We start from the raw sequence: 23,475 nt of genomic DNA, 5'->3' as shown, positions 1-23,475 counted from the left end.
GTTATTGCTATACTCTACTTCTACCTCGCTCTTTATCCAAAATTACTTAGCAACTACAGCGTTTCTCAACATCAATTCAAATTCTGCATCATAGAGCTCACCAACTGCTTCACTTGCATAATCTAAATAGGGATTCATGAAATAGACCAATAAAGAACGCATTGCCGTTAATCGATTTTCAGCTTCATCCAAAACAATTGAATAAGGTGCATCTAAAACTTCATCGGTCACTTCTTCACCTCTCGATGCAGGTAAACAGTGTAAAAATTTAACATGTGGTGCAGCCATATCGATCAAAGCTTGGTTCACTTGATATTTTGGATAGAATGTCGCCATCCGTTCTTCTTCTGATAGTTCAGCTTCATATAGGCCATACCAAACGTCCGTATAAATAAAATCAGCATCCTTCATTGCTGCTTCTGCATTTTCTGTGATCAACACACTACCGCCAGAAACTTCTGCATTTTTTCGACCGATTGCTACTGTTTCTTCTTTTATTTGAAAGCCTTTTGGCCCGAATTGAACAAAATCCATTCCCATTTTAGTTGCCATAAACATTGTAGATACACACACCTGAGTAGCATCTCCAACAAAAACGATTTTACAATCACTTAGTTTTTTCCCTACTGGCAAGTGCTCAGTCATTGTAATAATATCTCCTAATTCCTGTGTTGGATGATTGTAGTCACTCATACCATTGATAACTGGAATTGTTGCGTCTTTAGCTAGATCCACAATTGTTTGATGACGTTCCACTCGTGCCATTAAAATATCTACTAAAAGAGATAACACTCGAGCAGTATCGCCTAAAGATTCATGTCCGCCTAATTGAATTTGACCTGGAGCTAAATATTGTGCATGTCCACCAAGTTGAGTCATTGCTGTTTCAAAAGATACTCTAGTGCGAGTTGATGATTGCTCAAAGATCATTCCCAACGTTTTATCTTTTAAAAGGGGCGGATAATAGCCATTTTTGATTGCTTCTTTTAATTTCAAAGCCAGTTGGATCATAAAATCGATTTCTGTTTTTGTAAAATCATTTGTATCGACAAAATCTCTTTTTTTCATCGTCTTTTCCACCAATCTATTTTTGATTTGTATTGTCGGATTCCTCGAGTTTTCCTTTTGACGAGATAAGCATACCTCTAAGCTCATTATTTTTAAAGCGGTTTCGAAATACTTGATGAAGAGAAAAGCAGCTTGTATTTTGTTCCATTTTGCGTAACAGGTTACACTGATCGGTATACAGCAAAAAAGGTAAGAACGAGTATACAAAAACTCGTTCTTACCTTTTACTATTTTATTCGAAAATAGGTCTAATTCGTCAAATCTTCCCCATTTGTCGCAATCACTTTTTTATACCAGTCAAATGATTTTTTCTTCGAGCGTTTCAATGTACCATTTCCATCATTATCACGGTCTACATAGATAAAACCATAGCGTTTTTTCATTTCTCCTGTTCCTGCTGAAACAAGATCGATACAGCCCCATGTGGTATAGCCTAGTAAATCTACACCATCAAGCTCTACCGCATCTTTCATCGCTTGGATGTGCGCAGCTAAATAGTCGATACGATAATCATCGATCACGTTGCCGTTTTTGTCTGGCGTATCTACTGCTCCTAAGCCGTTTTCTACGATAAACAATGGTTTTTGGTAACGGTCGTACAAGTCATTCATTGTCACACGTAATCCCAATGGATCAATCTGCCAGCCCCATTCACTTGCTTCTAAATATGGATTTTTCACTGAGGCAAAGATATTTCCTGCTGTTTGTTCATTGATCGCAGGATCAGTCGATTGAACGCGTGATGAATAATAAGAGAATGAAATAAAGTCTACTGTGTGTTCTTTCAGTAATTCTAAGTCGCCCTCTTCAATTGGTAATTCAATGCCTTCACGCTCTAATTCTTTCAACGCATACGCTGGGTATTCCCCACGAGATTGTACATCAATAAAGAAGAAATTCTCCCGATCCGCTTTACGCGCTGCCCAGACATCTTCTGGTTTACATGTATACGCATAGTTTGTGCCTGCCGCTAACATACAGCCTACTTGGTTTTCTGGATCGACTTCATGGGCAATTTTTGTCGCGATAGCACTTGCCAATAACTCGTGATGCGCCGCTTGGTATTTCACTTGTTCCTTATTTTCACCTTCTTCAAAATAAAGACCTGCCCCCATAAATGGTGCGTGTAAAATCATATTGATTTCGTTGAATGTTAACCAATATTTAACTAAGCCTTTGTAGCGATTGAAAATTACGTTACATAAGTTTTCATAAAAGCCAACCATTTCACGACTACGCCATGCGCCATATTTTTCTACTAGATGCATTGGACAATCAAAGTGAGTGATCGTTACAAGGGGCTCTATATTGTGTTTGCGGCATTCTTTGAACAAATCTTCATAGAACTTCAAGCCTTCTTCATTCGGCTCAGTTTCGTCTCCTAGAGGGAAAATTCGACTCCAAGCAATTGAGAGACGGTAGGTTTTAAAACCCATTTCGCCAAATAATGCGATGTCTTCTTTATAACGATGGTACATGTCGATCGCGTTTTGAGCTGGATAAAAATGTTCGTCATCAAAATCAAACATTTTCATCTCCCCTGTGATTACTGGAAAACGATCCGGTCCAACGGGTGCTAAATCTACGTTAGCCAAACCGCGTCCGCCTTCGTTATAACCGCCTTCACATTGATTGGCCGCTGTTGCGCCGCCCCATAAAAAGTCTTTTCTAAATGCCATATGATTCATCCTCCAACAATTTATTTGAACAAAAGTCTTCTTAGCGAATGACTTTCATTACTTGCTCACCTGGTTCAGCCAATACTTTGGTTAAAGTAATAATATCACCAAAATCGGCTGAATTCGTTACAACAACGGGTGTAATTATATTATAGCCTTTTTCAGCAATTTTTTCTAAGTCAAATTCAATTAACTTATCTCCTATTTCAATATTTTGACCTTTTTCAACAAAATACTCATACCCCATGCCATTTAATTGAACGGTATCAATGCCAATATGAATCAATAGCTCCACACCTGAATCACTTGTTAAACCAATTGCATGTTTAGAATCAAAAAGTGCTGTTACAGTTCCTGAAACGGGTGCGTAAACAATACCTTCTACAGGTTTAATTGCAATGCCTTTACCTAAAATCTCTTCTGAAAACATTCCATCTTCTACGGCTGTCAAGGCTACTACGTCACCTTTGATTGGTGCAACGATCTCTGTGATCGTATTTGCTTCGGAAATAGTGTTACCTTCATTGTTTTTAATTGTTGCTTTTGGTGTTTCGACGACTGGATCTTTATATAAAATATATGAAACAGCAAAAGAAATCACGATACTGATTGCAGCTCCGATACAAGCCATATATAAATGTGTCAACGTATCATCACCAATGTAACTTGGAAGTGTCAATAAGCCAGGTGAACCACCAGTAAAGTTTTTCACTCGAGTAATTCCCATGAACAAACCACCGATTCCCCCGCCAATCATTGCAGCATATAAGGGAGTTTTATATTTCAAGTTAACCCCATACAATGCAGGTTCAGTAATCCCAAACAAACCTGTTAAACCAGCTGAAGCAGCTACTTGTTTGATTGAAGAATCTTTACTTTTCACACCAACGGCTAAAGAAGCAGCACCTTGTCCAAGGTTTGAGGCTAACATTCCTGGATAGATCACACTATCATAACCAGTTGTCATACGATTATTAATACCGATCGGTACTAATCCATAATGCGTTCCTGTTGCTACAAACAATGGTGTCAACGCTCCAATAATCGTCGGAACTAACCATGGACTAAAGTTTTCCAAAGCTTTGATTCCATTTGAAATAGCGTCACTAATGAAATAACCAAGCGGTCCTACTATTACTAGCGAAACTGTCCCAACAATCGCAATTGTAATCAATGGTTTACTGAAAAACTTGATTGCTTTAGGCGATACTTTATCAGCAATCGGTTCGACATAAGACATAAACCAAACAGCTAAAATAATCGGAATAACTGACGATCCATACGTTACTGCAGATATCTGTAATCCGAAAAGATGAATACCGCCTTCTCCTGCCTCCTTGATAGCATTAACCATTCCCACAAAATTCGGATGAAGTAAAATCCCACCAACCATCATGGCTAGATACATATTTGTTTTAAATTTCTGTGCAGATGACGCTGCTAACAAAATAGGTAAAAAGTAAAAAGCTGAATCTGCCATGAAATCAATAATAATATAGGTCTGCCCAGTTATATCGATTGCATTAAAAACAACTAGAAGAGACAAAACAGCTTTTAACATCCCAGCCGCAGTAATCGCTGGTAAAATTGGTGTAAAAATACCTGTGATCGTGTCAATAATTTTTGAAGCTGCACCACGTTCATCTTTTTCGTTAGATTCAACTTGTTCTCCATCTAAAGTGGGTACTTCCTTTAAAATTTCTTTATAAACACTCCCTACATCACTACCGATAATTACCTGATACTGTCCGCCTTTTGAAACAACACCCATCACTCCTGGCGTATTTTTCAATCCATCTGTTTGAGTTTTCCCTTCTTCTTTCAAATTGAAACGTAACCTCGTAGCGCAATGAGTCAAACCAGCGATATTTTGTTTTCCACCGATTTTTTCAATAATCGTTTTTCCTAATTCTTGATAATTCATCATTCATCCCCCTAATTCTAAGTGTTAAATTGTGAAGCCTAATAAAATCCATAAAAAAATACCTAAGAAACCTCTTATTTCAAAGAGATTTTTCTTAGGTATAGCCTGCTTTAACGCAGTAACAATCCTTTAATTGTTGGTTATTCTTCTGATATGGATAGTGAGATAAATCATCTCATCTTCTTGTAAATCACGACCAAATTCTTTTCCAATATACTCGCGTATTTTCAATGCACAAAGGTATTCGTCTTGATATTTTTCTTTTAACATAAACAAGAAGCCTTCATCTTTGTCTTTATCCAATTCTATTCCGCTAAATAAGCGTTGAACAAAAAACTTTAAATGCGTAATAAATCGTTCATAATTTAACGTGTATTCATCCAAATCTGTTTTATAATGGTATTTAACAATATTAATGATTTTTTGAATGACCTTTGTCATTTCTGAAACTTGACTGACTTGTGATAAATCTAGTTCTGCATTAACGATATGCAATGCAATAAAACCAGCTTCATCTTCTGGAAGTACTATATCCAGACGATTAGAAATAATAGTCAAAGCTTCTTTTCCAATCAAATATTCGTGATTGTAAAAACGCTTGATTTCCCAAAGTAACGCGTTTCTAACAGGTAAACCGCTATTATGTCGTTCAATTGCATAATCGATATGATCAGTTAACGTAAGGTAGATATTTTCATTCAACTTTTTACCTAAGGAAACTTTAGCGAATCCAATAATTTCATTGGCAACCTGTAAATGCTCTAAACGAACATTCGATAATAGTTGAGTGAGCTTATTTGTATTTAAATCGGCATTACTTGTATATACTTTTTCAATAAGAGCATCATCAATAACATCACCGACATTTTTCTTAAAGCCAATACCTTTACCCATCACTAGTACTTCGTGATTGTCAGCATCAAGAGACTTCACGATATTATTATTGATTACTTTTTTTACTTCCATAATATCTCCTCAATGAGATTAGATCAGCTAGCTAATTAAATGTTACTAAAAAGAAATAAAGTATAGCCTGAAAACTCAGTAACAATCTTGATTTCTCTTGTTATTAAACCATGAAAATAAAGCGTTGTCAATAACGGGAAAATACTTTCATTCGCTTTTAAAAGAGAATTTCTACTAACTTAAATATTATTGTTACTTAACGTATAACGATAAATAGCAAGACAGATTTAGTTATTCTATCTTGCTAATGATATTTACTCGAATCAATACACGTATTTATTTCTTAGTGATTCTAACGTTTCTTCATCTACTTCTAATTCATCTTTTAAGTAATTAGTTATCGTGCCATAACGCCCTTGTACAGCATCATATGCTCCATCCAGATAATCTTTTCTTGTTTGCTGCAAGGAGGCTAGAAAAGCTAACACATCTTCATTGTCTGTATACTTTTTATAAATAGCCATTCTTTTCGCATTTCTGGGAGCATTCATTTTATCAGTTAGTAAATAATCTTGGTAGATTTGATCTTTATCCACACCTAAAGCACCTAAATATAAAGCTGCTGCCCAACCGGTCCGATCTTTTCCGCCTTGGCAATGGAATATCAGCGGGGTTATATCCTCTTGTACAAGCGTTTTAAAAAATTGTTTATATGCTTTGATGGCATTTGTTCCTAACACTAATTGCTCCATTTGTTTGACCATTACATTACGATTTTTGACCAGTTGCGCCCGACCTTCTTCTGTCTCAACCATTATTTCTAATTGAGCTATTTTATCTTCATCCTTCCGAGAAACAGTTTGCGTACTGGCTTGTTGAGCCACATCTGCATGAGGATTAAAATTGAATATCTCACTGGTCGAAATGGATTTATTCGGATCTTTCTTTATTTCCTCTGGTGAACGAAAATCAATAATCCTCTTGACACCCATACGCTCAATATAGGCTTGACCTTTCTCATCTATTTGATGCAATGCATCTGAGCGGAAAACTTGCCCCCACTTTGTTAATCGGCCATCGGTTGTATGATACCCTCCCATATCACGGCAATTATATAAATTTTTCAAAGGCAATCGACGTTCTGCTCCGATAAATACATCTGAATTCATTTCTAATTTAAAGTAAAGACGTTCATTAGAATTAGGATCTACAAAATTTTGCCACCCTTGTTCTGTAAACTCCAAATAGTTAGTATGCGCTTTTCCTGAACTGTCTGTTCCATAATAAACCTTGACAGGAAGTACTGCTGTATCTGGAATATAAATTGCTAATTGATTCTCATCCCTTTTTACTTGAAGTGTTTGCATCAGGTCACGCTCCTATTTCATTTCAAGATTTGCAGTTTCTTCTGCAACACCTTGACTATCCAATTTTTTCATAAATGGCAGATACAATAATAATACCACAATAAATTGAATCAACTGCACGACCAATCCTTGCCAACCAGCGGCCATAAAACCGGATAAGAAAGTAGGTAAATTTTTAGGAACATTGACACTGATAACAGGTAAAAATCCAATTATTGTTGCTACATAAGCAATTCCTACGCAGACAGCCGCTGAAAGAGTCAATGGAATAAAAATAATCGCATTCATGATCATTGGAATCCCAAATTTCATTGGTTCAGTGATTCCGAAGATACTAGGAACTAAGGAAATTTTTCCAATTGATTTGAATTTTTCACTTCTACTCATCCAAACTAGAATAACAGCTAAAGCTAAAGCTCTCGGACCTTTAAATGCATCTAAGAAAAACGAATTGATAATGTTTGTTGCAGCTTCTCCTACTGCGACAGCTTCCATATTTGCATAAGCTTGTGTTGTAAATAAAACGGCAATAACAGAACCTACCACCATACTTCCATGAATACCGAAGAACCATAATAATTCTGATAAAAACATGATGAATAGCGCTGACCATATCGAACCCCCTAAAGCTTCGAGCGGTGTTTGCAAATTCGTATAGATAAAGTCATGAATATTACCAAATTTAGTTTCAGCGAAAGCAGTACTGATCATAATAACAACGATAAAAATAATTGCTGCTGGAACAATTGCTTCAAATGTTTTGGCAATAGCCGTAGGTACACTCTCAGGCATTCTAAACGTAATACGCTTTTCAACCATTTTAGCGAAAACCCAAGTAACAACTAACGCCACGATCATCCCAACAAAAATTCCTTTTGAACCTAGATAAGTTAATTCAAAAGCCAACGCTGGTTTTTCATGACCAATATCAAATGCAGTTATTGGTGTCAAAACGAAGAAAGCAGCTAACGACAAAATAATTGATGCAATCGTATCGCCTTTTTTCTCTCTCCATAGCACAAGAAATCCCAATAATAACATAGATCGTAATTAGATTACTTGAAATCGATGTTCCTAACGAGCAAGCTTTCATGACGATCTCAGGTAACCCCGGAATCATTCCAATAATCGTTGTCAGACTTCCTACAATCGTGATCGGTAATGTCATCATCATGCCATTAGCGATACTCTTAACAAAGGTATTATTCGAAAACTTATTGACAAATACATTCAATCCGTTGATAAATGAACTTTTTTTTGTTTCAGACATTTTTACTCCTCCTTTAACTAACCCTAATTAGACGCGATAATCTCTTGAGCATTTTTAAAAACTTTCTCTCCATTCATCATGCCATAATCCATCATCTCAATCACAAGTACTGGAATATCTGGATATTCTTTTTTTACATCATCTAACTGATAACCAACTTGGGGACCTAATAAAATAATATCTGATCCAATCACTCTTTCTTTTAATTCACTAAGTCCACAGGTTGAAATATCTGCTTCGATCCCTTGTGAAGTTGCGTACTCCTCCATTTTTTTAACTAACATTCCTGTTGACATTCCACCTGCACACGCTAATGTAATTTTCATTCTGATCACCTTTTCCATTTATTTTTTAAGCATTCTCTGTAATTAAACTACGCAATTGTTGTAGTTCTTCATGTAAATCTATTAATTCTTTTGCAAAATCTGTTGCAGTTATCGCTGCCATCATATGATCTTGTGCATGAGTCAAAAACATATTGGCAGATTCATCTGGATTACTCGCAAATTTCTGTAAAATGTCTGTGTGATGTTGATGAGCAACTTTTAAGTTTTTTTTGCTTTCTTCTAACGTCTTTTTTGCGCTCGCTATCTTTCCATCTTTGGCCTCTTTGATTGCATTCATTGCCAGTGATTTGGCATTACCCGCATAAACAATGATCTGCATTATATCCGTCTCTGAAATCATTTGATCTTCTCCATTCAAACACTAATTATGTTTTCATAGTTATAAACGCAATAAACGTGCCAAACAATTAAAACATTGACTGAATAACGATTCTGAAAGATGTGTTTCGTAATTCAAAAAAACAAAACACATCTTTCAGAACCGACAAAACACATTGTCAAAAATAAAATACATGACTTTGACTATTTCATCTCACAACATTATACTTAGTCCATAGAACACAAAATACACTATCCATCAAAGGTCGTGGAAAAATGAAAAGAATCGATAAAATAGCGGAATTACTAACACAATACTCTGAAAAGCAACCCGTTACTGCAAGTGAAATGGCAGAGCAACTACAGATCACAAGTGCAAATGTCAGTAGTGATTTAAATCAATTAGTCAAACTAGGTAAAGCAAAGAAAATCGGTACTAAACCAGTCTATTTTTTTCAACTACTCCAACAATAAAAAATGAAGAGAATATCTTAGATGATTTCATCAAAAAAAGCCCCAGTCTTTTTCACTGTGGTGAACAAGCTAAGGCAGCTATTTTGTATCCTCCAAATGGGATGCATATCTTATTAACTGGCGAAACAGGTGTTGGAAAAAGCATGTTTGCTGAATTAATTTATACTTATGCGCTTGTGCAAAATAAATTGAAAGCGGATTCTAACTTCATCACCTTTAATTGCGCTGACTATGCAAATAATCCTCAGTTATTGGTAGGCTCCATTTTCGGAGTACTGAAAGGTGCTTATACTGGAGCAGATCACGATCGAGTTGGTTTACTAGAAAAAGCAAATGGCGGCATTCTCTTTCTAGATGAAATCCACCGCCTTCCTCCTGAAGGTCAAGAAATGCTGTTTACATTCATTGATCGAGGGATTTACCGCAGGCTTGGCGAGACAAATAGTGAACGACAAGCGCAAGTTTTACTTGTTTGTGCAACGACAGAAGATACCTCCTCTTCTTTACTACAAACATTTATCCGTAGAATTCCAATGAGAATTGAAATTCCCAGTTTGGTTGACCGTGGTTTAGAAGAGAGATTAAGCTTAATTGCAACTTTTTTTCAAACTGAGACGAAGAAACTAAGAACACCAATAGAAGTTTCAACCAATACAATTCGAGCCTTACTAGGATATCATTGTCCAAATAATGTGGGGCAGCTAAAAGCAGACATTCAACTACTATGTGCAAAAGCCTATTCTCAATTTATTGCTCGCCAGGAAGAAACAATCAAAATCAGTAGCTATGAGCTCCCACATTACATCCGTGAAGGACTTTATAATACTGAAGACCGCAAAAAAATCTGGCTACTTCTACCAAATATGAATACCCGATTCTTCCTCTTCAATGAAGAAGAAACGACACTCTTCTTACCTAAAGAGACGAAGGGAAATGATATCTACCAAATCATCGAACAGAAAATGAGCGACATGGAACGAATCGGACTTAATATTTCTCAAACAAGCGAAATCATCGATACAACAATCACTAATTATTATCGTTCATATAATACTGATTCAGTCGTTGATTTAAATAATTTGGAGCAAATCGTCGGTTCAGAAATCGTTGCAACAGCTAACAAAGTATGTGAAAAAGCCTCCAGATTGTTGACTATTTATTTATCTGATAATGTCCGTTATGGACTTGCCCTTCATTTATACAATACGATTCAACGAGTAAAAAGAGGCCAGACAATCATCAACCCGCGAATCGTTGAGATAAAACAAGAGCATCCTCGTCTTTTTGATGCGGCCCAACATTGTCTATCTGTCATAGAATCCGATTTTAGTATCCGACTTCCAGAAGATGAAGCTGGATTTCTTGCCCTATTTTTTACATCCGATGAAAGTAAAAGTAAAAAAAGAACGAAAGTTGAAGTCATTGTCGTAGCCCACGGTGAATCAACAGCAACAAGTATGGCCAATGTCGTAAACAAACTCCTCGGTGAACAAATAGCGATCGGATTTGATATGAATCTTGAAGAAAAACCAATCGTTACTTTGACAAATATCCAAAATTATCTTTCTGCAAAGAATCAGTTAAAGGATGTTCTATTGTTAGTAGACATGGGCTCTTTGATCAATTTCAGTGATGAATTAGAAAAAAATTTAAACATCCAAATCCGCTGTATTGAACTGGTCAGCACCCTTCATGTTTTGGAAGCCAGTAGAAAAGCCTCTCTTGGCCATGGTTTAAATGAAGTATTTGAATCAACGAAGAATATTAGAGGACTATCTACTTATAAGAAAAATTATGAAGAACAAAAACCAGGAAAATTATATATCCTTACGTTATGTACTACAGGCGAAGGCTCTGCTCAATTAATCAAAAAAATGCTAGACAACCGCTTAAATTTAAGAGGTGGTGCTTGCGAAATCGTATCATTACAAATAACTGATGAAAGATTATTAGAACAAACGATCACGAACTTGAGTTGCTCTGGAAAAATCATTTGCACGATCGGCACTTTTCAGTTATCGTTGGCTTCGCCCCATTTTTCAATCACTGATGCACTAGATGAAACAAAAACAAAGCAAATCCAGTCTCTGATCGATTATGAAATCGCGTTTGAAGGCATGCGTACTAATATTGCAAATATGCTAGTGTATAAAGATGGTGAGCAACTAATTGTTTCAATTAGAGAATGGGTGGAAACAATGGCAGCACAAATCAATCCTGATATTTCTTATGAAATAAAAGTAGGTTTAGCTTGTCATATAGTTTGCATGATCGACCGTTTAAAACAAGGAAAAAATGTCAGTTGTTTTCCACAAACTTCAACATTTCAAGAAAAATTTGCTGTTGAAATTGCCAGCGTTCAAAAAAACAGTCAATTTTTAGAAACCTATTATGCCATCACAATACCTAAGGATGAAATTTTTTATATCACTGCCTTTTTTATGAATGAGTCATTTCTTTAAAAAAGAGCTCTAGACAAAACTAAAAATAGTTTGTCTAGAGCTCTTTCCCCGAGCAATGCGTGCCTCCAAAATTAATATGAAAATACGACATAAGATTATTCAAAAAATGAAATACAATACTGTAACGAATAGCTTTTGTATACAAACCTTCTTTTAAATAATTTCGTATTCTTCCTCTGTTGCGAAATACTGACTATGAATAATCACAAATACCAATCCAATCAATACCATAAATGCTGCAAAGTAAAATGTTACACTGGAATTCCAAATTTCTGCTAATTTTCCAGCTACAAAAGGTGCGATTGCACCACCAAAAAAACGAATAAAACTATATGAAGATGAAGCTACACTTCTTTCAATATCTGGTATTTCCATCGCAATCGTTGTTAAAAGTGTATTGATCAAGCCCTGGAATAACCCGGCCATAATAACGCCCACAGCGACTAATTCCGGCGTCTGTGCATTAAATCCAATAAAACCCAAACATACTAAGAAAAAGAACAATGCTAGTAAAATGGTACGATACGTATTGATCTGTTTCTCTAAAATAGGTGCAATAAATACAGAAGCTACTGCTAATAGCGCCCCAACCAAAAAAGACAAAACCAACTTGCATTTCTGAAAATCCTTCAAGTAGAAATGGCGCATAGGCTAATAATGTAAAAAAGCCAAAATTATATAATAATGCAATGATCCCGACTGAGCGCAATTTATGATTGCTTAAAGCCTTGATCCCTGCCAAAAGAGATACTTTTTTCTTTGGCTTAGCTATTGGCGTTAACAAAAAAGCAATTGCTAATGTTGCTATAAACATCAAAGTGGCTACACCAAAGAACGGCATACGCCAAGACATGCTACCTAACACACCACCAAGCAAAGGCCCAATCGCCATTCCCAGTCCCATCGATGCTTCATACATAATGATTGCTTTTTCCGTTTGCCCCGCTAACACGCCCACAATTGCAGATAAAGCGGTTGAAATAAATAATGCATTTCCTAACCCCCAACCTGCGCGTAAATAGATTAAGCCTTCAATCGTTTCAGAAAAACCTGCTAAACATGAAAATCCAATAATAATGATCAATCCAAAAATCAATGTTTTCTTTGCACCAATCCTACTAGAAATATATCCAGTAAACAGCATCATAACCCCTGTCACCAACATATAACTAGTAAATAAAAGCGTTGTTTGTGCTGGTGTAGCGTCTAACTGCCGTGCAATTGTTTTTAAAATAGGATCTACCAAGCCGATGCCCATAAATGCAATCATACAAGTAAATGCAACCGCATAAGCAGAGCGCAGTCCACTCTTATCAATTTTCATCTCTTCTAAACGTTCCTCTAAAAATTCTGATTCTTCCACTTCATTACCTTCTTTCTATATAAAAATACTACATAAATAAATACATGTCAATATTTACATGTATTTATTTACGATATATCACTCTATTTTGTGCTATAATAGAAAATAAGCAGATTCAAAATGATAAGGAGAACAGTTGCTATGAATACTCTAAGTTATATTTTGCTTTGTATGTTAGTTAGAAAACCATGTACTGGTTATGAATTGAAGCAATATCTTTCACTTTTTTGGGAAGCCCATCACAGTCAGATTTACACTTCTTTAGCAAAACTTTTGAAGGAAGAATATGTTTCAGTCGAAAATGACGAGAAGCATTCACAAAAAAAAATCTATCATTTGACTAAAAAAGGAGAAAATATCGTCAACACTTGGATCCAAGAGGAAACAAAAGAACCTTCTCAAAAAGATGAATTTCTTGCAAAAATATATGTAGCATCAATTTTAGATAAAGATACCGTTAAAGGTTTACTTTTTGAAAGAAAACAGCATCAATTAAAAATGCTTAAAAAAAACCAAGCGAAACAAGCGCAAATCGATCAATTAACTGATCCAGAAGAACAGAAAAAAAACTTTGGACGATTTTTGGTTATCCAAAAAAGAATACGAATGTGTGAAGAGGAACTTCGCTGGTGCCAGTGGGCTGAAGAACAAGTCGAGCAATTATTTTCAAGTAAATTAGATGACTGATCTACTTAAGTCATTGTCTATATATTAAAAGGGAGGAAAAACAACTTAATGTCTTTCCTCCCTTTTAATTTGTTATTCGTTATAAATCTTTTTTCGTAGGTTTAACGTTATAACTGATGCTATAGAAATGAATAGTCCAAATATTACAAGAAATACCTAGCCACTCTCACCTGTTGTAGAAATCATTTTGTTTTTTCCTATTGATTTCAGTTTTATCAACAAAGTTATGCTTATCCATTCACCATTATTGCCTTCAACGAATTGTTCAAAGCTTTCATTATCCCTACAAGATACAGTAGTTCTCCTTTTAAATCGATAATCTCATTTATTTCTGGTTTTAAATCCAATTCACTTAAATGGAGACTTTACTTTTTAAAATCAATAAAAAAAATACATCAACAATCGAAAATGTTGATGTATCAATTATACCGGCGGCCGGGGTCGAACCGGCACGCCCTCGCGGGCACTGGATTTTGAGTCCAGCGCGTCTGCCAATTCCGCCACGCCGGCATGAAATAATTTGCAAGGCGGTAACCGGATTTGAACCGGTGATGAAGGTTTTGCAGACCTCTGCCTTACCACTTGGCTATACCGCCATATCACAATTTAAAGATTCTCTAAAAGAGAAAACTGGGGTAGCTGGATTCGAACCAACGCATGACAGGATCAAAACCTGTTGCCTTACCGCTTGGCTATACCCCAATAATAAAAATTAAATCTAAGGGCGACTGATGGGAATCGAACCCACGCATGGCGGAACCACAATCCGCTGTGTTAACCACTTCACCACAATCGCCATAAAATATATAATAAAATTAAATCTAAGGGCGACTGATGGGGATCGAACCCACGCATGGCGGAACCACAATCCGCTGTGTTAACCACTTCACCACAATCGCCATAAAATATTACTTAACAGGGATAGTAGGAATCGAACCCACAATGACGGTTTTGGAGACCGTAGTTATACCGTTTAACTATATCCCTACTATGTAATGGAGGAAAGTGGATTCGAACCACTGAACCCTAAGGAACGGATTTACAGTCCGTCGCGTTTAGCCACTTCGCTATTCCTCCAAATGGCGCAAGACAGAATCGAACTGCCGACACACGGAGCTTCAATCCGTTGCTCTACCAACTGAGCTACTGCGCCAAAAAATAATAAAACGGTCTGGACGGGACTCGAACCCGCGACCTCCTGCGTGACAGGCAGGCATTCTAACCAGCTGAACTACCAAACCGTAATTTAATGGAGGTTGACGGGATCGAACCGCCGACCCCCTGCTTGTAAGGCAGGTGCTCTCCCAGCTGAGCTAAACCTCCAATAAATATAAATGACCCGTACGGGAATCGAACCCGTGATACCGCCGTGAAAGGGCGGTGTCTTAACCGCTTGACCAACGGGCCAATAAAAACTTAATACGGAGAGTAAGGGATTCGAACCCTTGAGACAGCGTTCACCGTCTACATGATTTCCAATCATGCTCCTTCGGCCACTCGGACAACTCTCCAAAGTTAAAAGAAGCAAGCATTACTCATTAAGTCCTATATTAAGGAACTCCGGCAGTAGGACTCGAACCTACGACATCATGATTAACAGTCATGCGCTACTACCAACTGAGCTATGCCGGAATAATTAGCGTGGCGACGTCCTACTCTCACAAAGGGAAACCCTTCACTACAATCGGCGCTAAGAAGCTTAACTTCTGTGTTCGGCATGGGAACAGGTGTATCCTTCTCGCTATCGCCACCACACTGGGTGTTGTTGCTATTAAGTTGAGTGATTATTCACTCAAAACTGGATTGAAGTACGTAATCAAAACGTGGTTAAACACTTTTTTATTCGTTTCTTAGGTTAAGTCCTCGACCGATTAGTATTGGTCCGCTCCGTACATCACTGCACTTCCACTTCCAACCTATCTACCTGATCATCTCTCAGGGGTCTTACTTTCTTAAAGAAATGGGAAATCTCATCTTGAGGTGGGCTTCACACTTAGATGCTTTCAGCGTTTATCCCTTCCCTACATAGCTACCCAGCAATGCCCTTGGCAGAACAACTGGTACACCAGCGGTAAGTCCATCCCGGTCCTCTCGTACTAAGGACAGCTCCTCTCAAATTTCCAACGCCCGCGACGGATAGGGACCGAACTGTCTCACGACGTTCTGAACCCAGCTCGCGTGCCGCTTTAATGGGCGAACAGCCCAACCCTTGGGACCGACTACAGCCCCAGGATGCGACGAGCCGACATCGAGGTGCCAAACCTCCCCGTCGATGTGGACTCTTGGGGGAGATAAGCCTGTTATCCCCAGGGTAGCTTTTATCCGTTGAGCGATGGCCCTTCCATGCGGAACCACCGGATCACTAAGCCCGACTTTCGTCCCTGCTCGACTTGTAAGTCTCGCAGTCAAGCTCCCTTCTGCCTTTACACTCTGCGAATGATTTCCAACCATTCTGAGGGAACCTTTGGGCGCCTCCGTTACTCTTTAGGAGGCGACCGCCCCAGTCAAACTGCCCACCTGACACTGTCTCCCACCACGATAAGTGGTGCGGGTTAGAGGGTTCATAACACAAGGGTAGTATCCCACCAGCGCCTCCACCGAAACTAGCGTTCCGGGTTCATCGGCTCCTACCTATCCTGTACATGTGGTACAAACACTCAATATCAAGCTACAGTAAAGCTCCATGGGGTCTTTCCGTCCTGTCGCGGGTAACCTGCATCTTCACAGGTACTAAAATTTCACCGAGTCTCTCGTTGAGACAGTGCCCAAATCGTTACGCCTTTCGTGCGGGTCGGAACTTACCCGACAAGGAATTTCGCTACCTTAGGACCGTTATAGTTACGGCCGCCGTTTACTGGGGCTTCAATTCTGAGCTTCGCCGAAGCTAACCCATCCTCTTAACCTTCCAGCACCGGGCAGGCGTCAGCCCCTATACTTCATCTTTCGATTTTGCAGAGACCTGTGTTTTTGATAAACAGTCGCTTGGGCCTATTCACTGCGGCTGACCGAAGTCAGCACCCCTTCTCCCGAAGTTACGGGGTCATTTTGCCGAGTTCCTTAACGAGAGTTCACTCGCACACCTTAGGATACTCTCCTCGACTACCTGTGTCGGTTTACGGTACGGGCAGTTGTTTTCTCACTAGAAGCTTTTCTTGACAGTGTGACATCAGAAACTTCGGTACTATTATTTCCCTCCCCATCACAGCTTGTCCGTATAGAGTAAAGCATTTGACTCTACTCAAGACTTACTGCTTGGACATGCACTTCCAGTCGCATGCATTTCTTAGCCTCCTGCGTCCCTCCATTGCTCAAACAAAAACAACTGGTACAGGAATATCAACCTGTTGTCCATCGCCTACGCCTTTCGGCCTCGGCTTAGGTCCCGACTAACCCTGGGCGGACGAGCCTTCCCCAGGAAACCTTAGTCATACGGTGGACGGGATTCTCACCCGTCTTTCGCTACTCATACCGGCATTCTCACTTCTAAGCGCTCCAGCCGTCCTCACGATCGACCTTCAACGCCCTTAGAACGCTCTCCTACCATTACACCAGAGGTGTAATCCACAGCTTCGGTAATATGTTTAGCCCCGGTACATTTTCGGCGCAGGGTCACTCGACTAGTGAGCTATTACGCACTCTTTAAATGGTGGCTGCTTCTGAGCCAACATCCTAGTTGTCTGTGCAACCCCACATCCTTTTCCACTTAACATATATTTTGGGACCTTAGCTGGTGGTCTGGGCTGTTTCCCTTTCGACTACGGATCTTATCACTCGCAGTCTGACTCCCGGATATAAATGAATGGCATTCGGAGTTTATCTGAATTCGGTAACCCGAGATGGGCCCCTAGTCCAAACAGTGCTCTACCTCCATCATTCTTAATTCCGAGGCTAGCCCTAAAGCTATTTCGGAGAGAACCAGCTATCTCCAAGTTCGTTTGGAATTTCTCCGCTACCCACAGCTCATCCCCGCACTTTTCAACGTACGTGGGTTCGGTCCTCCAGTGCGTTTTACCACACCTTCAACCTGGCCATGGGTAGATCACATGGTTTCGGGTCTACGACTACATACTCATTCGCCCTATTCAGACTCGCTTTCGCTGCGGCTCCGGCTCTTCACCTTAACCTCGCATGCAATCGTAACTCGCCGGTTCATTCTACAAAAGGCACGCCATCACCCATTAACGGGCTTTGACTTGTTGTAGGCACACGGTTTCAGGATCTATTTCACTCCCCTTCCGGGGTGCTTTTCACCTTTCCCTCACGGTACTGGTTCACTATCGGTCATTAGGGAGTATTTAGCCTTGCGGGATGGTCCCCGCGGATTCCGACGGAATTTCTCGTGTTCCGCCGTACTCAGGATACTCCTAGGTGTTGCCAACATTTCGTCTACGGGGCTATTACCCACTTTGGCGAACCTTTCCAGGTTCTTCGACTATCTTGACAGACTACCACATTGGAGTCCTACAACCCCAACAAGCAAGCTTGTTGGTTTGGGCTCTTCCCGTTTCGCTCGCCGCTACTCAGGGAATCGAATTTTCTTTCTCTTCCTGCAGGTACTTAGATGTTTCAGTTCTCTGCGTCTACCTCTAACCAGCTATGTATTCACTGGAAAGTAACATCCTATAAAAGATGTTGGGTTTCCCCATTCGGAAATCTCTGGATCATAGCTCACTTACAGCTCCCCAAAGCATATCGGTGTTAGTCCCGTCCTTCATCGGCTCCTAATGCCAAGGCATCCACCGTGCGCCCTTATTCACTTAACCTTATGACCTTACGGTCAATTGTTTGGTTCGTTTCTCTAGCGATAGAGGCGTTACCAATAAAATAAGCTTCGAACAATAAATAAATTTACTATCCAACGCGGTGTTCTCGGTTTGTTTTGATTACTTTTTTACTTCAATATCCAGTTTTCAATGAACAATATTAGATTAGTAACCAAAAGGTTACTATGGAGCCTAGCGGGATCGAACCGCTTACCTCCTGCGTGCAAAGCAGGCGCTCTCCCAGGTGAGCTAAGGCCCCTTGGTACTATTAATTTGAGAGTAAACCTCTCAAAACTGAACAAAGTATCGACGAATGTGTAAGTTTCCGTAATATTCCTTAGAAAGGAGGTGATCCAGCCGCACCTTCCGATACGGCTACCTTGTTACGACTTCACCCCAATCATCTATCCCACCTTAGGCGGCTGGCTCCACAAGGGTTACCTCACCGACTTCGGGTGTTACAAACTTTCGTGGTGTGACGGGCGGTGTGTACAAGGCCCGGGAACGTATTCACCGCGGCGTGCTGATCCGCGATTACTAGCGATTCCGGCTTCATGTAGGCGAGTTGCAGCCTACAATCCGAACTGAGAGAAGCTTTAAGAGATTTGCATGACCTCGCGGCCTAGCGACTCGTTGTACTTCCCATTGTAGCACGTGTGTAGCCCAGGTCATAAGGGGCATGATGATTTGACGTCATCCCCACCTTCCTCCGGTTTGTCACCGGCAGTCTCGCTAGAGTGCCCAACTAAATGATGGCAACTAACAATAGGGGTTGCGCTCGTTGCGGGACTTAACCCAACATCTCACGACACGAGCTGACGACAACCATGCACCACCTGTCACTTTGTCCCCGAAGGGAAAGCTCGATCTCTCGAGTGGTCAAAGGATGTCAAGACCTGGTAAGGTTCTTCGCGTTGCTTCGAATTAAACCACATGCTCCACCGCTTGTGCGGGCCCCCGTCAATTCCTTTGAGTTTCAACCTTGCGGTCGTACTCCCCAGGCGGAGTGCTTAATGCGTTAGCTGCAGCACTGAAGGGCGGAAACCCTCCAACACTTAGCACTCATCGTTTACGGCGTGGACTACCAGGGTATCTAATCCTGTTTGCTCCCCACGCTTTCGAGCCTCAGCGTCAGTTACAGACCAGAGAGTCGCCTTCGCCACTGGTGTTCCTCCATATATCTACGCATTTCACCGCTACACATGGAATTCCACTCTCCTCTTCTGCACTCAAGTCTCCCAGTTTCCAATGACCCTCCCCGGTTGAGCCGGGGGCTTTCACATCAGACTTAAGAAACCGCCTGCGCTCGCTTTACGCCCAATAAATCCGGACAACGCTTGCCACCTACGTATTACCGCGGCTGCTGGCACGTAGTTAGCCGTGGCTTTCTGGTTAGATACCGTCAAGGTAAGAGCAGTTACTCTCCTACTTGTTCTTCTCTAACAACAGAGTTTTACGATCCGAAAACCTTCTTCACTCACGCGGCGTTGCTCGGTCAGACTTTCGTCCATTGCCGAAGATTCCCTACTGCTGCCTCCCGTAGGAGTCTGGGCCGTGTCTCAGTCCCAGTGTGGCCGATCACCCTCTCAGGTCGGCTATGCATCATGGCCTTGGTGAGCCGTTACCTCACCAACTAGCTAATGCACCGCGGGTCCATCCATCAGTGACACCCGAAAGCGTCTTTCAAATCAGCACCATGCGGTGTCGACTATTATGCGGTATTAGCACCTGTTTCCAAGTGTTATCCCCCTCTGATGGGTAGGTTACCCACGTGTTACTCACCCGTCCGCCACTCCTCTTTTCAATTGAGTGCAAGCACTCGGTAGAAAAGAAGCGTTCGACTTGCATGTATTAGGCACGCCGCCAGCGTTCGTCCTGAGCCAGGATCAAACTCTCATAATAAAAGTTGAACACAATCCGATGATTGTTAAGCTCATTTGGTTGCTAGCATATTGCTTCGCTTTTGTTAAAAATTGTTGTTTGTTTTTACCGTTGTAAAACAACCTACACATTTGGTTCGTCTTACTTTGTTCAGTTTTCAAAGGTCTACTGTGTTACCTCGCAGCAACTTTTATATCATATCAAATCTTCGATTTGATGTCAACACTTTTTTTAAAAAGTTTCAAAGTTTTTTTCTGCTTGATGTTATCGAATGTTTCTTGACAACTTCATTATTTTATCAGGTTGTTTGTTATTTGTCAACAACTTTTTTCCTGATATTCTAAGTTATTTTAGTTGTTTTGAATTAACAACTTTGTTATTCTATCATGATTATATTCCTTTCGTCAAGTAGAAAAAAATATATTTTTTTCTCTTTCACTTAAGCAATGTTAAATCATCAGAACATGTATAAATATAACAATACTTATCGTAAAATGCAACTAGAAAATGTCTATTTTTGATTCTTTTTTCTCTTAGCGAACAAATCACCTAAACTTCATTTTGAGCATTCGCTTTTTCTGTATTATTCCGTGCCAAACTAAATAGATTATTCGCTTAATCGATAAGAAAAGAGTAGAAGCTTTTACTCCTACTCTACTATTTCACCTTTATCTACTATTGGAATGTAGATTCTAAATATTGTTCCTTGATGAACAACACTTTCCGCATCTATTCTTCCTTTATAATTCTCCACTAGCTGTTTGGCAATTGATAGGCCTAGTCCATTCCCACCCTTATTACGAGCTCGTGCTTTATCTACACGATAAAAACGATTGAAAATTTTAGCTAAATCATCTTCAGGGATTCCTTCACCAAAATCTTGAATTGCAATTTCAAACTCACTCAATGTTTTTGAAATAGAAATATGAACTTCTTTACGCGTTGTTGAATACTTCACAGCATTGTCCAAAATAATAATCAGAAGCTGTTCAAAGTGATTACGGTAAATCCCCAGTGTTACTTCATTTAATAAGTCATCATCTAAAGTAATAACAAAATCTGGATATAAAATTTTAAAATTGTTAAACACTTGATAAACAACTTGTTTAGCATTTGATGTATGATTTGAATATTGAACATCTACTTGTTCAGCGCGAGATAGATCCAACATTTCTTGAACTAGACTCTTCATACGCACAATTTCTTGTAGACTCGCTTCTAAAGATTCATCCAACACTTCCGGATCTTCTTTCCCCCAGCGATTCAATAAATTCAAATGCCCTTCAATAATTGCAACCGGTGTACGTAACTCATGGGAAACATCTTCAACAAATTGCTCTTGCTGCTCGATATATCGTCTCATACGATCCAACATTTCATTAAAAATTTCCGCAAGGTCTGCTAACTCATCATTAGAATGAATATCTGGCATATGTATATCCGATTGCGGGTCTTTTCTGATTGTATCCATTGTATCTCGTAAAACTTTTACTGGTTTTAAAAAATACGAAGACAAAATAAAACCTAGTATGCTACTTAAAATGAATGAAATGATCTCTAAAACGATTAATGTCAGTAATAAACGATTTCGAATATCATAAAAAGAGGACAATTCATAAAAAGCCTGAATATAACCGATCTGTTCTCTATTCTCTTTCGAATAAACTGGTTGAATAACTAAAAATCCTGTTCTATCATCTAATGTTTTAATCTCAGCCTCTTGTTTCTCTTTTTTCTGTAGCTGACTTTGAACTTTTTGCGTCTCAAATACTAACGTTCCATTTGTATCATAAACAGATAAAAATAACGCTGGTTGCCCCAACTCAGAAAGCATGGTATCCATCTCCATCAAAGATCCTTCTACGGAGATTTTTTTGTTGTCTAAAGCATTTTCATCAACACTCGGTGTCTTTAATTTCTCATAGACATCTGATACAGTCAAGTTTCCATCAGCATTTGCCAAACGATTGCCCACTTCTCCAACCGTTCTTTCTACATTTTCTCGTTCTTTTTCAACAATAAGGTTAACAGATGATTTATACGTAATTACTGCAAATATCGTAAATACTACAAATATGAAGAAAGAACTTGCAGAAGCCCACTTTATTGTCAAAGAAGGCCCCTTCAGTTCTTTTTTTGCTGCTTTTTTCATTTTTATTGATTTCACGAGCGCATCACATAACCTGTTCCACGAACAGTTTGAATGTAGCTCTCCTCGCCTGGAACATCAATTTTATTACGTAGATAACGGATATACACATCGACAACATTTGTTTCGACTTCTGTTTCATAGCCCCATACTTTATTTAATAGTACATCACGAGCTAATACAACATTTACATTTTCCATTAAAGTTAATAGTAATTCGTATTCACGTTTCGTTAATTCAATCATTTCAGAATTACGGCGAACAACGCGATTTTCTTTTTCGATCGTTAGATCACGATATGTGATTGTTGTTTGTTTCGCCACGTTTTTGTCACCTTCGATATCGATTCGGCGAAGCAATGCGCGTAAACGTGCTAGTAACTCTTCAATAGCAAATGGTTTTACAATGTAATCATCCGCTCCATGATCCAAACCAGATACACGATCTATCACAGAATCTCTTGCCGTCATCATGATGATTGGCGTATTTTTCACTTGCCGTACACGTCGACAAACTTCAAGCCCGTTTAATTCAGGCAACATCAAATCTAAAAGGATAGCATCCCAATCATTATTTAAAGCCGCTTCTAAACCAGTACGTCCATTGTAGTGAACCTCCGTAGTGTAACCTTCATGTTTCAGCTCCAATTCTACAAAACGCGCTAAGTTTTTTTCATCTTCAATAATTAGAATATTACTCATTGGTTATTTGTCCTTTCTCTTTAAAAGCTATCTTAAAGCCTACCCATTATACCCACTTTTACCTCAAAAAGCTAGTAACAACCTATTTCCTTCATATCTAACAGAGAGAAAACCAT

The 23,475-nt window shown here is 39.3% G+C and carries 16 protein-coding genes, 14 tRNA genes and 3 rRNA genes; 3 read left to right on the top strand and 30 right to left on the bottom strand.

Features of this window, described 5'->3' with window-relative positions; translation table 11 throughout:
* Nucleotides 1-42 precede the first annotated feature (42 nt).
* The 9 genes from ptcA to IGL98_RS07910 form a co-directional block, all read right to left on the bottom strand.
* Nucleotides 43-1,068, bottom strand: a complete 1,026-nt coding sequence (gene ptcA, locus IGL98_RS07950; protein WP_206912087.1) for a putrescine carbamoyltransferase — start codon at nucleotides 1,066-1,068, stop codon at nucleotides 43-45.
* A 248-nt stretch (nucleotides 1,069-1,316) separates the two neighbouring features.
* A complete protein-coding gene (locus IGL98_RS07945) occupies nucleotides 1,317-2,747 on the bottom strand; it encodes a 6-phospho-beta-glucosidase (RefSeq protein WP_339099590.1) in 1,431 nt (476 codons plus the stop codon).
* 40 nt (nucleotides 2,748-2,787) lie between these two features.
* A complete protein-coding gene (locus IGL98_RS07940) occupies nucleotides 2,788-4,671 on the bottom strand; it encodes a beta-glucoside-specific PTS transporter subunit IIABC (protein WP_206911762.1) in 1,884 nt (627 codons plus the stop codon).
* 129 nt (nucleotides 4,672-4,800) lie between these two features.
* A complete protein-coding gene (gene licT / locus IGL98_RS07935) occupies nucleotides 4,801-5,637 on the bottom strand; it encodes a BglG family transcription antiterminator LicT (protein WP_069645575.1) in 837 nt (278 codons plus the stop codon).
* A 263-nt stretch (nucleotides 5,638-5,900) separates the two neighbouring features.
* Nucleotides 5,901-6,944, bottom strand: a complete 1,044-nt coding sequence (locus tag IGL98_RS07930; RefSeq protein WP_242590121.1) for a tyrosine-protein phosphatase — start codon at nucleotides 6,942-6,944, stop codon at nucleotides 5,901-5,903.
* 12 nt (nucleotides 6,945-6,956) lie between these two features.
* A complete protein-coding gene (locus IGL98_RS07925) occupies nucleotides 6,957-7,964 on the bottom strand; it encodes a PTS sugar transporter subunit IIC (RefSeq protein WP_339099591.1) in 1,008 nt (335 codons plus the stop codon).
* Complete coding sequence (locus IGL98_RS07920) at nucleotides 7,873-8,214, bottom strand: hypothetical protein (protein WP_242590123.1); 342 nt, start codon at nucleotides 8,212-8,214, stop codon at nucleotides 7,873-7,875. The genes IGL98_RS07925 and IGL98_RS07920 overlap by 92 nt, the downstream gene beginning before the upstream one ends.
* A 23-nt stretch (nucleotides 8,215-8,237) precedes the next feature.
* Entirely contained in the window at nucleotides 8,238-8,540 is a 303-nt protein-coding gene (locus IGL98_RS07915; RefSeq protein WP_206911763.1) for a PTS sugar transporter subunit IIB, read from the bottom strand.
* 25 nt (nucleotides 8,541-8,565) lie between these two features.
* Nucleotides 8,566-8,901, bottom strand: coding sequence for a PTS lactose/cellobiose transporter subunit IIA (locus IGL98_RS07910; protein ID WP_206911764.1), 336 nt, complete (start codon nucleotides 8,899-8,901; stop codon nucleotides 8,566-8,568).
* Nucleotides 8,902-9,155: 254 nt separating this feature from the next.
* On the opposite strand from IGL98_RS07910, the gene IGL98_RS07905 reads away from it, so the two are divergent.
* Together IGL98_RS07905 and IGL98_RS07900 are read left to right on the top strand one after the other, a co-directional pair.
* Entirely contained in the window at nucleotides 9,156-9,353 is a 198-nt protein-coding gene (locus tag IGL98_RS07905; RefSeq protein ID WP_242590124.1) for an HTH domain-containing protein, read from the top strand.
* A gap of 83 nt (nucleotides 9,354-9,436) precedes the next feature.
* Nucleotides 9,437-11,815 carry a sigma 54-interacting transcriptional regulator gene (locus IGL98_RS07900; RefSeq protein WP_242590125.1) on the top strand — a complete coding sequence of 793 codons (2,379 nt, stop codon included), beginning with the start codon at nucleotides 9,437-9,439 and terminating at the stop codon, nucleotides 11,813-11,815.
* A 153-nt stretch (nucleotides 11,816-11,968) separates the two neighbouring features.
* Here the strand turns inward: IGL98_RS07900 and IGL98_RS07895 are convergent, their stop codons facing one another.
* Together IGL98_RS07895 and IGL98_RS07890 are read right to left on the bottom strand one after the other, a co-directional pair.
* The gene (locus IGL98_RS07895; protein ID WP_430605063.1) at nucleotides 11,969-12,364 is read right to left on the bottom strand and encodes an MFS transporter; all 396 of its coding nucleotides are present in this window, start codon (nucleotides 12,362-12,364) and stop codon (nucleotides 11,969-11,971) included.
* Nucleotides 12,279-13,178: an MFS transporter gene (locus tag IGL98_RS07890; RefSeq protein WP_339099592.1), complete on the bottom strand. Its 900-nt coding sequence runs from the start codon at nucleotides 13,176-13,178 to the stop codon at nucleotides 12,279-12,281. The genes IGL98_RS07895 and IGL98_RS07890 overlap by 86 nt, the downstream gene beginning before the upstream one ends.
* A 141-nt stretch (nucleotides 13,179-13,319) precedes the next feature.
* Between IGL98_RS07890 and IGL98_RS07885 the strand changes: the two genes are divergently transcribed.
* Complete coding sequence (locus tag IGL98_RS07885; RefSeq protein WP_206847269.1) at nucleotides 13,320-13,865, top strand: PadR family transcriptional regulator; 546 nt, start codon at nucleotides 13,320-13,322, stop codon at nucleotides 13,863-13,865.
* A 426-nt stretch (nucleotides 13,866-14,291) separates the two neighbouring features.
* Here IGL98_RS07885 and IGL98_RS07880 read toward each other — a convergent pair.
* The 19 genes from IGL98_RS07880 to IGL98_RS07790 form a co-directional block, all read right to left on the bottom strand.
* Nucleotides 14,292-14,375: transfer RNA gene (locus IGL98_RS07880), tRNA-Leu, on the bottom strand.
* A gap of 15 nt (nucleotides 14,376-14,390) precedes the next feature.
* Nucleotides 14,391-14,461, bottom strand: a tRNA-Cys gene (locus IGL98_RS07875).
* Nucleotides 14,462-14,495: 34 nt separating this feature from the next.
* Nucleotides 14,496-14,567 (bottom strand) — tRNA-Gln (locus IGL98_RS07870).
* A 21-nt stretch (nucleotides 14,568-14,588) separates the two neighbouring features.
* Nucleotides 14,589-14,661, bottom strand: a tRNA-His gene (locus IGL98_RS07865).
* 30 nt (nucleotides 14,662-14,691) lie between these two features.
* A tRNA-His gene (locus tag IGL98_RS07860) sits at nucleotides 14,692-14,764 on the bottom strand.
* 17 nt (nucleotides 14,765-14,781) lie between these two features.
* Nucleotides 14,782-14,852: transfer RNA gene (locus tag IGL98_RS07855), tRNA-Trp, on the bottom strand.
* 9 nt (nucleotides 14,853-14,861) lie between these two features.
* Nucleotides 14,862-14,942, bottom strand: a tRNA-Tyr gene (locus IGL98_RS07850).
* Nucleotides 14,943-14,945: 3 nt separating this feature from the next.
* Nucleotides 14,946-15,018, bottom strand: a tRNA-Phe gene (locus IGL98_RS07845).
* A gap of 14 nt (nucleotides 15,019-15,032) precedes the next feature.
* A tRNA-Asp gene (locus IGL98_RS07840) sits at nucleotides 15,033-15,106 on the bottom strand.
* A 9-nt stretch (nucleotides 15,107-15,115) separates the two neighbouring features.
* A tRNA-Val gene (locus IGL98_RS07835) sits at nucleotides 15,116-15,188 on the bottom strand.
* Nucleotides 15,189-15,200: 12 nt separating this feature from the next.
* Nucleotides 15,201-15,272, bottom strand: a tRNA-Glu gene (locus IGL98_RS07830).
* A 15-nt stretch (nucleotides 15,273-15,287) separates the two neighbouring features.
* Nucleotides 15,288-15,376: transfer RNA gene (locus tag IGL98_RS07825), tRNA-Ser, on the bottom strand.
* A gap of 47 nt (nucleotides 15,377-15,423) precedes the next feature.
* Nucleotides 15,424-15,497, bottom strand: a tRNA-Asn gene (locus IGL98_RS07820).
* 7 nt (nucleotides 15,498-15,504) lie between these two features.
* A 5S ribosomal RNA gene (rrf, locus tag IGL98_RS07815) occupies nucleotides 15,505-15,620 on the bottom strand.
* Between the two features lie 96 nt (nucleotides 15,621-15,716).
* A 23S ribosomal RNA gene (locus IGL98_RS07810) occupies nucleotides 15,717-18,628 on the bottom strand.
* 186 nt (nucleotides 18,629-18,814) lie between these two features.
* A tRNA-Ala gene (locus tag IGL98_RS07805) sits at nucleotides 18,815-18,887 on the bottom strand.
* A gap of 82 nt (nucleotides 18,888-18,969) precedes the next feature.
* Nucleotides 18,970-20,530 (bottom strand): 16S ribosomal RNA (locus IGL98_RS07800).
* The 16S, 23S and 5S rRNA genes sit together here with 14 tRNA genes alongside, the layout of an rRNA operon.
* 628 nt (nucleotides 20,531-21,158) lie before the next feature.
* Complete coding sequence (locus tag IGL98_RS07795; protein WP_206843056.1) at nucleotides 21,159-22,661, bottom strand: HAMP domain-containing sensor histidine kinase; 1,503 nt, start codon at nucleotides 22,659-22,661, stop codon at nucleotides 21,159-21,161.
* Nucleotides 22,662-22,672: 11 nt separating this feature from the next.
* A complete protein-coding gene (locus tag IGL98_RS07790) occupies nucleotides 22,673-23,359 on the bottom strand; it encodes a response regulator transcription factor (protein WP_010765234.1) in 687 nt (228 codons plus the stop codon).
* Nucleotides 23,360-23,475: the final 116 nt, after the last annotated feature.

The sequence above is a fragment of the Enterococcus sp. DIV0840 genome, from assembly GCF_050527835.1.
Taxonomy (GTDB): domain Bacteria; phylum Bacillota; class Bacilli; order Lactobacillales; family Enterococcaceae; genus Enterococcus_L; species Enterococcus_L ureasiticus.
Note: the sequence above shows the minus strand (reverse complement) of the source record. Positions and strands in the feature narration are given on the sequence as shown.

Excerpts from the sequence above, each read along its gene's own strand:
- IGL98_RS07945 (WP_339099590.1), bottom strand. The coding sequence starts at position 2,747 with ATGGCATTTAGAAAAGACTTTTTATGGGGCGGCGCAACAGCGGCCAAT.
- IGL98_RS07910 (WP_206911764.1), bottom strand. The coding sequence starts at position 8,901 with ATGATTTCAGAGACGGATATAATGCAGATCATTGTTTATGCGGGTAAT.
- IGL98_RS07940 (WP_206911762.1), bottom strand. The coding sequence starts at position 4,671 with ATGAATTATCAAGAATTAGGAAAAACGATTATTGAAAAAATCGGTGGA.
- IGL98_RS07790 (WP_010765234.1), bottom strand. The coding sequence starts at position 23,359 with ATGAGTAATATTCTAATTATTGAAGATGAAAAAAACTTAGCGCGTTTT.
- IGL98_RS07905 (WP_242590124.1), top strand. The coding sequence starts at position 9,156 with ATGAAAAGAATCGATAAAATAGCGGAATTACTAACACAATACTCTGAA.
- IGL98_RS07915 (WP_206911763.1), bottom strand. The coding sequence starts at position 8,540 with ATGAAAATTACATTAGCGTGTGCAGGTGGAATGTCAACAGGAATGTTA.
- ptcA (WP_206912087.1), bottom strand. The coding sequence starts at position 1,068 with ATGAAAAAAAGAGATTTTGTCGATACAAATGATTTTACAAAAACAGAA.
- IGL98_RS07930 (WP_242590121.1), bottom strand. The coding sequence starts at position 6,944 with ATGCAAACACTTCAAGTAAAAAGGGATGAGAATCAATTAGCAATTTAT.
- licT (WP_069645575.1), bottom strand. The coding sequence starts at position 5,637 with ATGGAAGTAAAAAAAGTAATCAATAATAATATCGTGAAGTCTCTTGAT.
- IGL98_RS07885 (WP_206847269.1), top strand. The coding sequence starts at position 13,320 with ATGAATACTCTAAGTTATATTTTGCTTTGTATGTTAGTTAGAAAACCA.
- IGL98_RS07920 (WP_242590123.1), bottom strand. The coding sequence starts at position 8,214 with ATGTCTGAAACAAAAAAAAGTTCATTTATCAACGGATTGAATGTATTT.
- IGL98_RS07795 (WP_206843056.1), bottom strand. The coding sequence starts at position 22,661 with ATGAAAAAAGCAGCAAAAAAAGAACTGAAGGGGCCTTCTTTGACAATA.